This window comes from Collinsella vaginalis, from assembly GCF_900176655.1.
In the GTDB taxonomy this organism is placed as follows: Bacteria; Actinomycetota; Coriobacteriia; order Coriobacteriales; family Coriobacteriaceae; genus Collinsella; species Collinsella vaginalis.
The window spans coordinates 122,012-136,271 of the sequence record NZ_LT838844.1 but is presented as its reverse complement, the minus strand read 5'-3'; the positions used below and the strand labels follow the sequence as shown (position 1 = coordinate 136,271).

15 protein-coding genes, 1 tRNA gene and 1 pseudogene are annotated in these 14,260 nt (G+C 63.6%); 5 read left to right on the top strand and 12 right to left on the bottom strand.

Features of this window, described 5'->3' with window-relative positions:
* Positions 1 to 67: 67 nt before the first annotated feature.
* On the bottom strand, positions 68 to 961 hold the full coding sequence (locus CAP13_RS06830; RefSeq protein ID WP_085830869.1) for an aldose 1-epimerase family protein: 894 nt from the start codon (positions 959 to 961) through the stop codon (positions 68 to 70).
* A gap of 329 nt (positions 962 to 1,290) precedes the next feature.
* On the opposite strand from CAP13_RS06830, the pseudogene CAP13_RS10305 reads away from it, so the two are divergent.
* A pseudogene (locus tag CAP13_RS10305) lies at positions 1,291 to 2,085 on the top strand (FAD-dependent oxidoreductase); the annotation flags it as partial.
* 47 nt (positions 2,086 to 2,132) lie between these two features.
* On the opposite strand, the gene CAP13_RS06820 reads toward CAP13_RS10305, so the two are convergent.
* Entirely contained in the window at positions 2,133 to 2,801 is a 669-nt protein-coding gene (locus CAP13_RS06820) for a cytochrome c maturation protein CcmE domain-containing protein (RefSeq protein WP_085830867.1), read from the bottom strand.
* 36 nt (positions 2,802 to 2,837) lie between these two features.
* On the opposite strand from CAP13_RS06820, the gene CAP13_RS06815 reads away from it, so the two are divergent.
* The 3 genes from CAP13_RS06815 to CAP13_RS06805 all read left to right on the top strand — a co-directional run bounded on the left by CAP13_RS06815 (position 2,838) and on the right by CAP13_RS06805 (position 4,853).
* Positions 2,838 to 3,458, top strand: coding sequence for a type III pantothenate kinase (locus tag CAP13_RS06815; protein WP_425429842.1), 621 nt, complete (start codon positions 2,838 to 2,840; stop codon positions 3,456 to 3,458).
* On the top strand, positions 3,437 to 3,778 hold the full coding sequence (locus CAP13_RS06810) for a hypothetical protein (RefSeq protein WP_218775323.1): 342 nt from the start codon (positions 3,437 to 3,439) through the stop codon (positions 3,776 to 3,778). The genes CAP13_RS06815 and CAP13_RS06810 overlap by 22 nt, the downstream gene beginning before the upstream one ends.
* A 757-nt stretch (positions 3,779 to 4,535) precedes the next feature.
* Complete coding sequence (locus CAP13_RS06805; protein ID WP_085830865.1) at positions 4,536 to 4,853, top strand: DMT family transporter; 318 nt, start codon at positions 4,536 to 4,538, stop codon at positions 4,851 to 4,853.
* 29 nt (positions 4,854 to 4,882) lie between these two features.
* On the opposite strand, the gene CAP13_RS06800 is transcribed toward CAP13_RS06805, so the two are convergent.
* The 7 genes from CAP13_RS06800 to CAP13_RS06770 all read right to left on the bottom strand — a co-directional run bounded on the left by CAP13_RS06800 (position 4,883) and on the right by CAP13_RS06770 (position 11,305).
* Positions 4,883 to 6,223, bottom strand: a complete 1,341-nt coding sequence (locus tag CAP13_RS06800; RefSeq protein ID WP_179184991.1) for an MFS transporter — start codon at positions 6,221 to 6,223, stop codon at positions 4,883 to 4,885.
* Positions 6,224 to 6,319: 96 nt separating this feature from the next.
* Positions 6,320 to 7,747 (bottom strand): 6-phospho-beta-glucosidase, encoded by a 1,428-nt coding sequence (locus CAP13_RS06795; protein WP_085830863.1) that lies wholly within the window; start codon positions 7,745 to 7,747, stop codon positions 6,320 to 6,322.
* A 127-nt stretch (positions 7,748 to 7,874) separates the two neighbouring features.
* The gene (gene celB, locus CAP13_RS06790; RefSeq protein WP_085830862.1) at positions 7,875 to 9,215 is read right to left on the bottom strand and encodes a PTS cellobiose transporter subunit IIC; all 1,341 of its coding nucleotides are present in this window, start codon (positions 9,213 to 9,215) and stop codon (positions 7,875 to 7,877) included.
* Between the two features lie 28 nt (positions 9,216 to 9,243).
* Positions 9,244 to 9,825: a hypothetical protein gene (locus CAP13_RS06785; RefSeq protein WP_085830861.1), complete on the bottom strand. Its 582-nt coding sequence runs from the start codon at positions 9,823 to 9,825 to the stop codon at positions 9,244 to 9,246.
* Positions 9,826 to 9,859: 34 nt separating this feature from the next.
* Positions 9,860 to 10,159 (bottom strand): PTS sugar transporter subunit IIB, encoded by a 300-nt coding sequence (locus CAP13_RS06780; protein ID WP_085830860.1) that lies wholly within the window; start codon positions 10,157 to 10,159, stop codon positions 9,860 to 9,862.
* Positions 10,160 to 10,217: 58 nt separating this feature from the next.
* Positions 10,218 to 10,538: a PTS lactose/cellobiose transporter subunit IIA gene (locus CAP13_RS06775; RefSeq protein WP_085830859.1), complete on the bottom strand. Its 321-nt coding sequence runs from the start codon at positions 10,536 to 10,538 to the stop codon at positions 10,218 to 10,220.
* Positions 10,539 to 10,612: 74 nt separating this feature from the next.
* Positions 10,613 to 11,305, bottom strand: coding sequence for a PTS sugar transporter subunit IIA (locus tag CAP13_RS06770; RefSeq protein ID WP_218775322.1), 693 nt, complete (start codon positions 11,303 to 11,305; stop codon positions 10,613 to 10,615).
* Between the two features lie 13 nt (positions 11,306 to 11,318).
* Between CAP13_RS06770 and CAP13_RS06765 the strand changes: the two genes are divergently transcribed.
* Positions 11,319 to 11,648 (top strand): hypothetical protein, encoded by a 330-nt coding sequence (locus CAP13_RS06765; protein WP_143764922.1) that lies wholly within the window; start codon positions 11,319 to 11,321, stop codon positions 11,646 to 11,648.
* Between the two features lie 219 nt (positions 11,649 to 11,867).
* On the opposite strand, the gene CAP13_RS06760 is transcribed toward CAP13_RS06765, so the two are convergent.
* The 3 genes from CAP13_RS06760 to ccsA form a co-directional block, all read right to left on the bottom strand.
* Positions 11,868 to 11,944, bottom strand: a tRNA-Met gene (locus CAP13_RS06760).
* Positions 11,945 to 12,378: 434 nt separating this feature from the next.
* A complete protein-coding gene (locus CAP13_RS06755) occupies positions 12,379 to 12,585 on the bottom strand; it encodes a hypothetical protein (RefSeq protein WP_085830856.1) in 207 nt (68 codons plus the stop codon).
* 96 nt (positions 12,586 to 12,681) lie between these two features.
* Complete coding sequence (ccsA, locus tag CAP13_RS06750; protein ID WP_245798941.1) at positions 12,682 to 13,545, bottom strand: cytochrome c biogenesis protein CcsA; 864 nt, start codon at positions 13,543 to 13,545, stop codon at positions 12,682 to 12,684.
* Between the last annotated feature and the right edge of the window lie 715 nt (positions 13,546 to 14,260).

The window sequence follows — 14,260 nt, the reverse complement described above, 5'->3', positions numbered from 1 at the left end:
GTTGGAGATGTTATGCCGTCGGTAACCCAGGCAATTTCCGCCTCCGAGAGCCTCAGCCTCACCTGCCCTAGAACACCGTGACCGAGAACGAGCGCTCGTCCACCGCGCCCGGGACGAGGATCGTGACGTTGTCGCGGTGCTCGAGGATGTCATCGTCGGTGTTGCGGGCAGCATGACCGGTCCAGGGCTCGAGGGCGACGAAAGGCGCATCGGGCTGGGCCGACCAGATGCCGATGAAGTCGAACCCGGGGAAATCGACGCGCACGCCGTGCCCGCTCGTGCGGCCGCGCAGCGTAACCGTGCTCTCGGGCACATCGCGCAGAACGATGGTGTCGAAGTCGAAGCAGCTGCGGGTGAGCGGCAGGGTGTCCGTGTCGTTGATGATCGCGAAAGGGTCGTCGTAGGACATGAGCCCGCCCTCGACAATCTTGGGTGACGTGGCGGTCCAAGGCTCGGTGAAGCGCAGCTCGTAATCCTCGAAAGCCTCAGTACCGGCTCCGGGCATGGGCACGTTGAACGCCGGGTGCCCGCCCACTGAGAAGGGCATGGGCTCGGTGCCCGTGTTCTCCACGCGAAAGGTCTGCGTGAGCGTGGCGGGGCCCGTGATCGCGTAGGTCATGCGTAGGTTGAATGCGTAGGGATAGAGGGCCCGCGTGGCAGGTGTATCCGTGAGCTCGTAGGTGACGGCGTCCCCGTCTGGAGACACCTCGATGACCCGGTGGTCGAAATCACGGGCGAAGCCGTGCTTGGGGATGCGGCACTCCCCCGCCGCCGACTGCTGGGGCACCACGCCCGGGGCGCCCACCAGCGGGAAGAGAACGGGGGCCGAGCGGTCCCACCAGGTGGGGTCCTGCTGCCAGAGGTACTCGGCGCCGTTGAGCGCAAGGCTCACGAGCTGGGCGCCCGCGGCATCGATGGTTGCGGTGAGGGATCCGTTGCCAATGGTGGTTCGCTGCGACATGGCGGGGCCTTTCTATAGCGGGACGGTGGCGTTCTAAGCGTGCTCTCATTGTAGCGTGGCGTGCGGGCGGACCCCTTGCGGTGCGCCCCACGGAGCATCGCCCGCGCACGCTCAACGGCCTCGGCAAGGGGCCAGACGGGGCAGACGCGCTCGCGCAGGCACACCGTTTCCGCCCTCTCGCATCAAGCGGCCTCCTCTATGAGCGCACGCCCTCCTGGCCAGTCGCGCCGCCGCGGCACCAGCGGAATTCGTTCGCGGCACATCGGAGGCCCGAGGCGGGGTATGAAGGTTGGGCGGTTTTCCCGCGCATCCCCTTCAAAGGAGGAGCCATGGAGCAGTTGCGGTTCGATGTCCTGGTTATCGGCTGGGGCAAGGCAGGCAAGACCCTCGCCGGCAAGCTCGCGGGCGCCGGTAAATCGGTCGCCCTGGTTGAGAAGTCGTCCACGATGTACGGCGGCACGTGTATCAACGTCGCGTGCATTCCCACGAAGACGCTGATCGTGAGCTCCGAGCGCCGCCGCGACAGCGACGATCCCGCGGCCTACTTCGCGGAGTCGGTGGAGAAGCGCGACGCCTTCATCGCCAAGCTCCGCGCCGCGAACCACGGCATGCTCGAAGGAAAGGTCGCCCTCTTCGACGGTCGCGCCCAGTTCACCGGTCCGCACACCGTCGCCGTGTTCGCCCCCGGGGCCGCTGAGGGAGCCGATCCCGAGCTCTCGATCGAGGCTGAGACCATCATCATCAACACGGGCACCTTCCCGGCGCACCCCCCGATCCCCGGTATCGACCTCCCGCACGTGTACAACTCCACGACCATCCAGCACGCTGACCCGTTCCCGAAGCGCCTGGCCATCATAGGCGGCAGCTTCATCGGCCTTGAGTTTGCCACGATGATGAACGGGTTCGGCTCCGAGGTCACCGTCGTCGACCCCGGTGCCCGTCTCATGCCGCGCGTGGACGAGGACGTAGCGAGCGAGGTCAAGGCCACCATGGAGGGCCAGGGCGTGCGCTTCATGCTCGGCGCGGGCGTCGAGAGCATCTCCGCCGATGGCGACGAGCTGGTGGTTGCCGCCGGCGAGCACAAGATCGTGAGCGACGCGGTGCTCGTGGCCGTGGGCCGCACGCCGGCCAGCNTGGACGCCCGGCCAGGGCACCCGCCGCACCAAGGCTCCTACGCCTTGATGCTCGAGTTGATCGAGGGCTGCGACGCCGCGTGGAAGAGCCCGTCCTCGCCGAGCTTCCCCTCGATCACCAGGGCGGTGCCGTCCTGCACGTTCTCGTCTAGGCCGCCGTCGTAGACCACGTTGATCTCGGATCCCTGCGACTCGATCGTGAAACGGTAGCCAGCGCTGGCGTCGTTGATCGTCCCGCGCACGTAGCCGCAGACCTTGGTATCCTTGCCGGTGAGCGACGAGGCCTGGTCGAGCAGGCCCTTGACCGTGAGGGAGCCCTCGGCGCTCTCGTACTTCGACGGGCACTTGGTGACCATCTCGGTTGCCGCGAGCGTGCCGTCCTCCACGGTGCCGGTGCAGATGGCCACCACGCCAGTACCGAAGGTGGCCGGAAGCGCGCCCTTGTAGCTGACCGTGAGCTGCTCTGTGCCCGAACCGTCCTCGGGAGCGATGGAGAACACTGCCGTGCTGCCGTGCGCCTCGAGCGAATCCGCCACAACCGAGCCGCTGACCTGCACCTTCTTGCCCTCATAGCCGCCGCCGAGAACGTCCGAGATGCCGAGCGACGAGGCCGCGCCCCCCGATCCGACGATGGCGACGATCACGAGCATGGCGATCACGACGATGCCGCCGACCACGACGAGCCGGCGCTTCGCTTTCTTGTTCATACGCACCCCATAACGCTTGGGTTCGTCCCTCTCTTAATGGGCATCCAGTATACAATGACCGCTGTTACGGTGTGGAAAAATCGAGCGTTGACGGGCATCGGGGAGGATCACATGCTGCTGGCGATCGACATGGGCAACACGCAGACTGCCATGGGGCTGTTTGACGGCGATGAGCTGGTGCGATCATGGCGCATGCCGACCGACCGCTCGTTCACCAAGGATGAGATCCATATGCGCCTGCTCGGGTATTTCGGGATGTACGGGCGCGAGATCTCCGAGGTGGGCGCCATCGCGTTCGCCGGCGTGGTGCCCGAGCTCCTGCGCGCCTGGCAGCGGGTGGCCGATGAGCTGGGTGTCCCCTTCGTGCAGGTGGGGGCCGATACGGCGTCGGTCACGCAGGTTGACGCGCCGAATCCCGCGGAAGTTGGGGCCGACCGCGTGGCCAACGCGACGGCCGCGGCTGCGCTCNATTCATCAAGACGGACGACCACCTGCGCACCAACGTGCCGGGCGTGTACGCCGTCGGCGACATCAACGGCGGGCCGCAGTTCACCTACATCTCCTTCGACGACCACCGGATCGTCCTCGATGACCTGCTCGGCGAAGGCAAGCGCACGCGTGACGACCGCGTGGCCGTGCCGTGGTGCGCGTTCCTGAACCCGCCGCTGGCGTCCGTGGGCATATCCGAGGACGAGGCCGCCAAGGAGGACCGCGAGATGCGGGTCGCCAAGGCGGATATCGCCAAGATCGCCGTCATGCCGCGCCCGAAGATCCTTGGGAACCCCGCCGGCATGGCCAAATTCGTGGTCGACACGAAGACTGATGAGATCCTCGGCGCGACGCTGCACTGCGTGGACTCACAGGAGCTGATCAACACCGTGGCGGCCGTGATGCGCCTCGGTGGCACGGCTGCCGACCTGCGTGACGGCATCTGGACGCACCCGTCATCGACCGAGGTGTTCAACGGCGTGCTGTAAGGGCGCTGCGGGGCCACTTGACAGCTCTAAGGCATCATCGACTGGCCAATGCGATCTAACTGCAAGGGGGCTCGGGCATCTGTCCGAGCCCCCTTTTGATTGCCCGGTCTCTGCGATCCATGCATGTGACCGAACGGTTGCAAGCCATGACGGACATGCCGTCCTTCCGTTGCTTCCCAACGTTACAGGGGGCCTTTTTTATTGAAATTGGAGCCGGTGGCCAAAAACGCCGCGAAAAAGTAACTGGGGGCATTCTGAGGCATGCTTCACGCGACTAATCGATACAAAATTCAAGCGATGAATAACTGTATATGGTTGCTTCTTCGAAAACAGCCGTCCGACAGCAAACAGGATCTCGATTCAGGTCATTGAATTACTGTTTCGCGGCATTTTTGGCCAGCCTCTGCGATTCTTACGTTGGCTGGCCCCGCAAACGACAGCCTCAGCATAATGACGAGGCCATACGGATGAGCATGAGCTCATCCAGCCCGCTCGTAGAAGCCCTGCCGTACAGAATACGAGAAGGAGAAGCGCGGCCCCCTACCCGGCCATGAGCCCGCACCTGTACATGGCAGAGAAGGACGGCGCCGACGGCGCTCTGGCAATACCGGGTCCACCAGTAAATGACTTGCTTGAGCGCGCAAAATGGCAACTTTGTGGATCTATACGCCCGCGTGCTAGAGTGGTCGCGCACGGGACGACCCGTGCGCGCTTTATCTCATCGGGGACGGCCCCTCAACTTCAGGAGGGAGCTCCCATGCATTGGATTGTTCTCATCATCTCAGGTGTTTTCGAGGCTGTTTGGGCAACCGCGCTCTCGCAGAGCAACGGCTTCAGCCGCCTGGGACCGAGCGTCGTCTTCCTCATCGGCATCGTGGCGTCGATGTCCGGCCTCGCCTTCGCGCTTAAGCACATACCTGTAGGAACCGGCTACGCTATCTGGGTGGGTGTCGGGGCGTGTACCACGATTCTGTACGCGATGTTCTCGGGACAAGAGGGCGTTTCGATGATCAAGCTGCTCTGCCTGGCGGCCATCGTCGCAGGGATCGTGGGGCTGAAGCTCGCGACGCACTAAGTCGGCGCAGATCAGACCAGCCCGGCGCCCTATCTCAAAGCACGCTGCCGGGGGCAGGGTGATTCCTGGACCAGCATATTGGCCCGCGCGCAGGACGGTTCGTGGACCAGCATGCCGCCCCGCGCGCAGGACAGCTCCTGCGGCAGCATGACGCCCCGCACAGCCGGATGCACCGCCCGGTCGCGCAGCCCCAGCCAGATGAGCAGCGATGAACCGGCGGCGGTGGCCACGACCGAGAACAGCAGCATGGCCTGAATCCCCCAAGCGTCCTGCAGCGCCCCACCCGCCACCGTCCCCACGGTGGCGCCGATGCCCGTGGTCATAACGGCCAGCAGCATCTGGCCGGTCATCTCATCCCTCGGGCCACACTCCTCGGCGATGAAATACGTGAGCAGCGAGGTGAGCAGCCCGTAGCTCATAGACTGGAACGTCAGACCCACCAGCACCGCAGCCGTGCTCGTCGCCAGCGCGACGGTGACATTGCGCAGCAGGTACGCGACGCCCGCCGCCGCGAACAGCGTCCCCGCAGAGAGCCGCCGTCGGAGCCTCGGAACGACCGCCATGGCCGGGAGCTCACTCGCGGCCATGCAGAACACGGCCACGCCGTACATATCGGTGTTCCCGCCCACATGCTCCACGATGTCGATCAGGTAGATGGAGAGGCTCGTACTGGCCACTATCTCCAACATGAAACCAACGAGCACCCCGAAGAGCACCGGGTGCCTGCGGATGAGCTCGATCATGCCGCACGAGTCGCTGCATGCGGTCGCATCCCCGCGGGCGGACGCTCCCCCGCAGGCCGGCATGGTGTTCACCACCAGCATGAAGAGCCCCGCGCAGACGAGGAACACGACCGAGAGCACGCAGGCATCCGAACGCGCCACCAACATGCTCAGCAGCACGGCGGAGGTGGCGTATGACACGGATCCAAACCCGCGTGCCAACCCAAAATTGAGCACACGACCTGCGCGGATATAATTCATCGAAATCTGCGCCAGCAGCGGGACGCACGCCACGAGCACCGCGTACACCACGAGGTAGAGCGCTGCCACGACCAGCGGCGGCAGCGGGTGGAACGAGATGGCGAGGTACGCGAGGGATGACAGGGCCAGCACCCCGCTCAGGAGCCGCGGGATGGTCAGACCTCTGAAGCGGGTGAGCACAGCCGCGAGCATCGGCGCGAAGACGATGGAGCACACGCTCGCCCCGCCCGTCACGATGCCGACCTCAGTGCTCGACATACCCTTGGCGCCGAGGAAGATGGCGGCGAAGGCGCAGCATGCGCAGGTGAGTGCCCACCAGAGCACGTGCAGCACCCCATAGCGCAGCTGCAACGCGCTGTCACCCCGGCTTACCCGCGACCTTGTCATTCCGCATCCTCCCATCTCACATCGTGTCTCCAGAAGGCGCACGGCACCGGGCCGGCAACCCGGCCCCGGTACCGTGCGCCCCGCAGCCCCTGGGCCTTACAGCTCCTCGCCGTTTGATGCGATGACGCGCTGGTACCACGCGAAGCTGTCCTTGCGCGATCGCTCGAGTGCGCCCTCCCCCGCATCGTTCTTGTCCACGTAGATGAAGCCGTAGCGCTTGTCCATCTGACCGGTTCCGGCGCTCACCAGGTCGATGCAGCCCCACGGCGTGTAGCCCATGAGGTCCACGCCGTCCTCATCCACGGCGAGTTTCATCTGCTCGATATGCGCACGGAGATAGTCCACGCGGTACGGGTCGTGGATGGAGCCGTCGGCCTCGACCTTGTCGTACGCTCCGAACCCGTTCTCGACGATGAACAGGGGCAGGGCGTATTTGTCGGTGAACCAGTTCAGGGCATAGCGCAGGCCGATGGGGTCGATCGCCCAGCCCCAGTCGGAGCGTTTGAGGTTCGGGTTGGGCACCAGGTCAGTGTCCTCGCGGTAGTCATAGTGGACATTTCCTTGCTTGTGCTCGATGGCGAAGCTCATGTAGTAGCTGAAGCCGATGTAGTCGACGCAGCCGCGCGCGAGCTGCGCCAGGTCCTCATCGGTCACGTCGAGATCAAAGCCGCGCCGGCGCCACAGCGCGAGCGTATTGGCAGGATAGACCCCGTTCACATGCACGTCCGCGTAATAGTAGCGGCGCTCCATGGCCTTATGGGCCATGAGGATGTCCTCGGGCTTACAGGTGAGCGGATACACCGGGCACATGGCGATCATGCAGCCCAGCCTGAACGCCGGGTTGATCTTGCGGCCGGCCTCGATGGCCGCGGCGCTCGCGACGAGCTCGTAGTGGGCCGCCTGGAACATGGTGCGCTCGCGGTCCTCGCCGGGTTCGGCCACGATGCCGGAGTCGGCGAGCAGCGCGTAATCCTCCATGTAGTTGGCCTGGTTGTTGATCTCGTTGAAGGTCATCCAGTACGTCACCTTGTCGCGGTAGCGCTCGAAGCACACCGTGGCGAAGCGCACGAAGAACCCGATGAGCCGCCGGTCGCGCCAGCCGCCGTACTCATTCACCAGATGCAGGGGGATCTCAAAATGGGACAGGGTGACGACGGGTTGGATGCCGTGCTCGAGACAGCAGTCGAAGAGGCGGTCGTAGAACCGCAGGCCCTCCTCGTTGGGCTCGGCTTCATCGCCGTTGGGGAAGATCCGGCTCCATGCGATGGACGTGCGGAAGCACTTGAAGCCCATCTCGGCCATAAGAGCGATGTCGTCCTCATACCGATGGTAGAAGTCGATGGCCTCGTGGTTGGGGTAGTTCTCGCCGGGCAGGATCTCACGGGTGAACCGCCGTTTGTGGGTCTGATCTCCCGATGTTGTCACATCCATCGTGGACAGGCCCTTGCCGCCTTGATCGTAACCGCCCTCCAGCTGATGCGCCGCCACCGCGCCGCCCCACAGAAAACCGTCTTTGAGTGCCATGGTTCCTCCAATGTTGCTCTGACGTCTTTGATGAAAGGGCTCCCCGCCGCGCGCCTGCGCCGGGGAGCCCGCCCGCGTTGGCGACGCGCGCCAACCTACCGGGCCCAGCTTGACCGCCTGATGAGAATTAGGCCGCGGCCTGCTCCTCGGCGAGCTTCTGGGCCTCCTCCTCGCACAGCTGCTTGTCGTACTGCTTGAAGAACGGGAAGTAGATGAGCGTGGCCACGAGGACGCAGACGATCGCCACGCCGGCCGCCATGAAGGAGCCGCCGCAGGAGATGAACGCGCCGATGCCCACCGGGGTCGGCCAGGGCATCTGGACGAGGACAGACGGGATGATGTGCAGGGAGATGGCCAGGTAGCCGATCGTCGCGGACGCCATGGGGGCGATCATGAACGGGATCGCGAGAGCCGGGTTGTACACGATCGGCAGGCCGAAGATGAGCGGCTCGTTGATGTTGAAGAACGCAGGCACGATCTCCGCCTTGCCGATGGCCTTCAGCTGCTCGGACTTGGCGAGGAAGAGCATGAGGATCGTGAGGCCAAGCGTGGCGCCGGAACCGCCGACCGTGACGAACGCGTTGTTGAACTCGCCGGCCCAGATGGCGGATCCGCCGGAGGCGTTCACAACCAGGTTGGACAGGGCGACGGCCTGCAGCGGCGAGGTGACGATCGTGGCGCCGTGGATGCCGACGAGCCACAGGGCGTGGATCAGGAAGTAGATCACCAGGATGCCGGGCAGGGTGTCGACGATGTTGACCACGAAGCCGAACGGGATGGCGATGAAGCTGTAGAAGTCGGTGCCGAACGCCATAAACACGGCCTGGATCAGCATGCAGACGATGGCGACGAGGAAGCCGGGGGCCAGCGCGGTGAACGAGCGGGCGACGCCGTCGGGCACCACGTCGGGCAGCTTGATGACGATGTTCTTCTCGACGCACAGCGCATAGATGCGTACCGAGAACCAGGCGATGATGAACGCGCAGAAGATGCCGGTGGCGCCGAAGCGGGCCGGGCCGCCCGACATGGTCCATCCGTTGATCAGGGCGTTCTCAGGGTCGTTCAGGAGCGCGATGGCCCCGTCGACGATACCGAGCTGCGGGATGCAGATGAACATGGCCATGAGGGCCGTGAGCACGCCGTTGATCGGCTTGATGTCGATCTCGTCCTCCTCGGCCAGGATGCGCGCGTACTCAAACGCGGTGCCGATGAGGAAGTACACGGCGATGCAGCCGATGGTGGCGCTGTTGGCCAGCATGTACACCACTGAGATCTGATCGAACGACACGGCCCAGATGCCCTCGAGCACCGGGAAGGCCTGCGGAAGAACGTTCAGGATCAGGAACATCGAGCCCACGATGGTGAACGAGATCGAGGTCATGCCGGCGAAGGTGATCGCACGGATCATGCGGAACTGGGACGGCTTGGTCATCGGCCCCATGATGTACTTCTCTAGAAAATCAAACAAGGCAGTCAACCCCCTACTGGTGAATACGTCAGTTGTATTTGATCGCCTGCTGGTACAGCGCGTATCGCTTATCGCGACGATCGCGCACGCGCAGGATGCACCCGATGATGATGAGCTTGATCACGATGAGCGCGAGGCAGAGCGCCGCACCGACCCATGCGGCGCTGAAGAAGGGAAACAGCAGCTCCGGGCCGGTGGCCACCGTGGCCACCGCCGCCAGCGCCGAGACGGCGCAGGAAACCACGAGCACGCGATGCGACCAGACCAGGTACTCCACGTCGCGCGAGATGACCGTGAAGACCTCCACCGTGACCACGAGCGCCGTGACGAGCTCCAAGGCAGGTGCGATGAGCGCGGGCCCCGGAGACAGCACCAGGAGCATGAACGCCCAGTACAGGCCTACGAAGAACAGGCCGGCGGCCAGATAGCGGATCAGCAGGTACCGGTTCCACTTCGCCGTCTTGATCGACTGCTCGTGCTTGAACTCCTCGGTGCCGGGACCTCGCTGGGCGCGGACCCGCTTGCGTGGGGCCTCACTGGCATGCCTGCTGTCTCGGTCCGGCGTCGCGGTCTGGGCGCGGCGGAGTTTGTTCCTCTGCTTCTTCCTCATGGCTCAACCTATCAGCTCAAAAACCGGCAATGGCTTACGCAAGGAGCTTGTCGATCAGCTCGAAGATGGCCGGGCAGTTCTGGCGGCCGTAGTCCTTCAGGGGGATGACGTCGCAGGGCAGGCCGTTCGCGCGCTTCAGGACCTTGTCCTTCATATATGCGATCTGCGGGCCGATCAGGATGCAGTCATAGCCCGCCTCTTTGGGGTCCTTCAGCTCTGAGAAGCTGCGGGCGTCGATGGCGACATCGATACCGTTCTCCTTCGCATAGGACTCCATTTTCTTCATAAGCATGCTGGTGGACATGCCAGCAGCACACACAAGCAGGACCTTCATCTTCATCTTCCTTTCCCGGGGCGCCTCGCCCCAACGTTTCGGCACATGCGCGGAGCCGTCACCTTGCGGTGCGCTCGTACAGGTTGATCATCTCCTCTGCCAGGTCTTGGCAGAGCATCGATGTCATCAGGTGGTCCTGCGAATGCACCAGCAGCACGTCAACCGGGACGTGCTCGCCGTTGGCCTCGCGGGACAGGAGCTTCGTCTGCTCATCGTGGGCCTCGATGCCCACCTTGCGCGACTCCTCGAGCAGCGCGCGGGCGCCCGCGATGTCCCCCTCGCGCGCCTTGGCGATGGCATCCATCGCCATGCTGCGCGCCTGGCCAGCGGATGCGACGATGCCGAACGAGATAAGCTCCATGCTCTCCTCCTCTGCCATAGCTCTTCCTCCTCTCTTCAACTCGCTATGGATAATCTGGAAATGGCAGGTGACCCTGTCGGGTGAAAGTCGATCTATGGGCGGAGGTCTTCGGACGCCCCGTCTTGCTCGGTCCGTCTCCTCTTAGCCACAAGGCGCGCGAACGCCTCCCAGCTCTGCTCGCGCAGCAGCTCCGCTATAGCCTCCGCATCGGCGGCCATGTCGGTGAACCGATCCAAGAACGAGCGGAACTCCGCCTGCCGCTCGTTAGCGAACGACACCAAGAAGACGGCGCGGACAGTCTTGCCCTCCTCGCCCCATGCAACGGGCTCATCGAGCAGGCCAATGCACATGAACGGATCTCCGGAGGACACCTCGAGCGGATGCGGTATGGCGACGTCGTTGCCGAACGCCGTAGACAGCACGGACTCGCGCTGCAGCACGAGCTTGCGGAAGTCCGCCGAGACGTGGCGGAGAGATTCGACGCGCCCGATGAGGTAGTCCAGGACCTCATCCTTGGTGCCCATGTTCAGATGCGGGAAGAACAGGGCTGGGTCGGCGAAGCGGGCGGGATCGAACGAGACGTCGGACACCGTGCCCCTAAGCGCCTCGCGGGCGCGGTATGCCTCATCAGAATCGAGGAAGTAGGTGACCTCGCGCACCGGCACGGGCAGCTGCTTCCCAATGGGCACTGTGGTGAACACGTAGTCGATATGCGTGAAATCAACCTGGTCGATGTTCACCACATCGCAGGTCGTCACCTGATCAACGTAGTCGCCAAACTTCAAGGAGTATGGCCCTGTGACGGCTGACGGCATCACGTTCCAAGGCGGCTATACGGAACGGGTCAATACCGGCGACGGTGACTTCATGACGGCGGACACCGTGTGGGACTTCAAGACGAACAAGAACAAGCCGGATAAGGATCACACGCTCCAAATCGTCATGTACTGGCTCATGGGCCTGCATTCGGTTCACGCAAAGCAGTATGAGTCTGTGACGCGCCTAGGCCTCTTCAACCCTCGTCGCGGTGAGGTCTGGACTATCGACGTTGCCGATCTTGAGCGTGATATACTCCACCAAATCGAGACGCAGATCATTCGCTACAAGGAGTCTGACGCGATTTTCTAGTAACCACAGTCTACAGCGGAATACTCTTGTGGTGCAGCGGGCCGCTTGACCCGGCGCACATCTAGCATCCTCTCAGCCGCCAGGAGAGCGCTCTGCATTTGCCACCCGCTAGGACGGCTTTGCTTATTCGATTACGTGCTGCTTTAGTTCATACCTACGGTTTAGGTGGTTGAGAAAGAAAAAGCTCGGAGGCCGTTGGACCTCCGAGCTGTAAGTTCATGGTCGCGGGGGCAGGATTTGAACCTACGACCTCCGGGTTATGAGCCCGGCGAGCTACCAGACTGCTCCACCCCGCAATGTCTGGGCGCATCTCGTGCGCGGAAGAAAATAATACGCTTCTCGGCTCACCATAGCAAGTCCGGTGCAGTGCACCAGATTTTCTTCATACTCGCATGCGCGGAACTGCTCGCCGTAACCGCATGGTCAGGGTTTAGAAAACGGTAGCTGCCCCGCGGTGGAAGGCGTTTGGAGATGGGGTTGGGAACTACTCGAACGCACTGCAGTGGGCTCGACAGCCCGCGCTCCCGTCTCGCCCCGCAGCTGGGCCTGGCACATCAGGATCGCACTCAGCTGCGGTGCCTGATTGCTCTTTTGGGCCTCACCCTCGCCAAGCGTATCTTGCCGATCTAGCCAGCGCCGGCGGGCTTATCTCCCTGGGTTCACCTGCTCAAGGCGGGATCTCATCTCGCTACAGCGCCGGCTTCTTCGGGCCCATGCCATGCTATGCCTCTTACCGGCTCTGCCCGTCTCCGCTCTCGCGCTCACGACGATCCAGCGCCTCGCGCAGAGCCGCGATGTCCTCGCTGGTCTTGCGCTGCTTGCCCCAAAGCATCAGCACGAACACCGCGATCACCAGCCACACGCCCACATATGCCGCGATCACAAACGGAGCTGCCGGCAGCACCGTCGAATACACCTCGGACAGAATCGCGTCCATGTCATCTCTCCTTACTTACCGTCAGTGCCGCGTGAACGCGGCAGCCGGCGGGTTGAACTCTTTCACTCGACCCACGGTGCAACCCCGCGGTTTAGCTCACTGGTCTTCGTGCGCGTGGTTTGAATCTGCCGCAGGGCCATGCGCGGCTTCACCAGTCACAACCGCCGCCTGAGCCCGCAGACGCTCCAAGGCCTCGTCGGCCGCCGCACGCTGCACGCGCCCGTCAGCCTCCTCAAGCTGCTCCTTCAGGGTCTCAACCTCATCTGCTTGCTCGTTCACCCGCAGTGCAAGCTTATACAGGGCCCAGGTCACCAGCAGCATCCCCAGCATGCCTACCAAAAACGGAATCAGCATGTTCGGAGGCAGGCCGCTGTCCGTGCGAAACACCACCGGATGCACGGAGCTCGGCACCAGGCGCGTCACCATGAACGAGATCGGCGCGTCGACCGCCGCGATGATGCCGAACACGGCCGAGAACCGTGCACGGCGTTCCTCGTCCTCGATCGCGTTGCGCAGGATGAAATAGGCGATGACCAGCAGCATCAGGATGAAATACGTGGTCAGGCGCGGCTCCCACACCCACCAAACGCCCCATTCGAAGCGGGTCCAGAGGTCGCCCGAGATCATGGTGGCCACGATGAGCGCGAGCGTGACCTGCATGGCGGTCTTCGCGCGCACGTCGAAGGCGCGGCGCTTCGTCGCGAGGAAGCGCACGCCCTGCCAGGCGGCCGCGAGCAGGGCAACGAACGAGGCGATCGCCACGGGGACATGCAGGTAGAAGATCTTCTGCGAGAGCAGCAGCTTGGAGCTGACCACCTGCCCTGCGATCACAACCGACTCCGAGAGCTGCGCGCCCCTCACCAGCGGGGACACCGTGAACGCCCACACCACATCGAACGTCACCAGCAGCACGCCTGCGATAAGCAGAATCGGAACGAGCCTGTCAGCCTTTTGCTGCACCGGCACTCCTTTCAGGGCAGAGGGCGACACGCTGGCCTCCCCGTCGACCGGAACACGACGATACTAGCACGTCGCGTGGCTCGGATTACGGGATGGTGGGGTTGGAGCGGGTCGCGCACTGGGTGGTCCAACCTGCTTGAGCGTGCGGATACGCTCGGGATCCAGGATGCGACGCGGGTGGGCAGGCCAGGCTGAAACGGCGGACGTCGATTGCCCCGCCGTGGCATGGCAGGTTATGGGACGACGGGATCCATGGGATCTAGCGTGGATCTGTCTCCCACTGGTTGGATGTCCAGCAGGGCTTTGGTGTCTCAAGCCCGAGCCTGCCGCGATTTCTGCGGTTTGGTGTGAGTTCCTCCCGACGCGGCATTTTCCCGTCGGTTTGGTGTGGCTTTTTGCGAGGGCACCGAGTAGCGCGGCTTTCTATGCAACTAAAGCCGCAGGTAGTCGATGCGCGATTTCCGCGTCTACTTTTCGTCCGTAGGAAAACCCACACCAAGCCGAAGATTTTTCTCGCCTCGTCGCTCAATCCCACACCAAACCGCATCGCGTCCTGAAAAGCGGTGCCGCCCCGCTCCCGTGATGTAGTTGCGCCCTATTGCGGAAGGTTGATGCGCGATTGAATGATGCCCGCTCCCTGGGGCGCGGTCGCGCCCCTGCCTTAAGCCGTCTCTTCTTGCTCTTCCGATCGTGTCAGTCGGCCGGTTCCGAAGCA

Excerpts from the sequence above, each read along its gene's own strand:
- CAP13_RS06785 (WP_085830861.1), bottom strand. The coding sequence starts at position 9,825 with ATGAGGAAGAAGCAGAGGAACAAACTCCGCCGCGCCCAGACCGCGACG.
- CAP13_RS06800 (WP_179184991.1), bottom strand. The coding sequence starts at position 6,223 with ATGACAAGGTCGCGGGTAAGCCGGGGTGACAGCGCGTTGCAGCTGCGC.
- CAP13_RS06775 (WP_085830859.1), bottom strand. The coding sequence starts at position 10,538 with ATGGCAGAGGAGGAGAGCATGGAGCTTATCTCGTTCGGCATCGTCGCA.
- CAP13_RS06795 (WP_085830863.1), bottom strand. The coding sequence starts at position 7,747 with ATGGCACTCAAAGACGGTTTTCTGTGGGGCGGCGCGGTGGCGGCGCAT.
- CAP13_RS06830 (WP_085830869.1), bottom strand. The coding sequence starts at position 961 with ATGTCGCAGCGAACCACCATTGGCAACGGATCCCTCACCGCAACCATC.
- CAP13_RS06780 (WP_085830860.1), bottom strand. The coding sequence starts at position 10,159 with ATGAAGGTCCTGCTTGTGTGTGCTGCTGGCATGTCCACCAGCATGCTT.
- CAP13_RS06820 (WP_085830867.1), bottom strand. The coding sequence starts at position 2,801 with ATGAACAAGAAAGCGAAGCGCCGGCTCGTCGTGGTCGGCGGCATCGTC.
- CAP13_RS06805 (WP_085830865.1), top strand. The coding sequence starts at position 4,536 with ATGCATTGGATTGTTCTCATCATCTCAGGTGTTTTCGAGGCTGTTTGG.
- CAP13_RS06755 (WP_085830856.1), bottom strand. The coding sequence starts at position 12,585 with ATGGACGCGATTCTGTCCGAGGTGTATTCGACGGTGCTGCCGGCAGCT.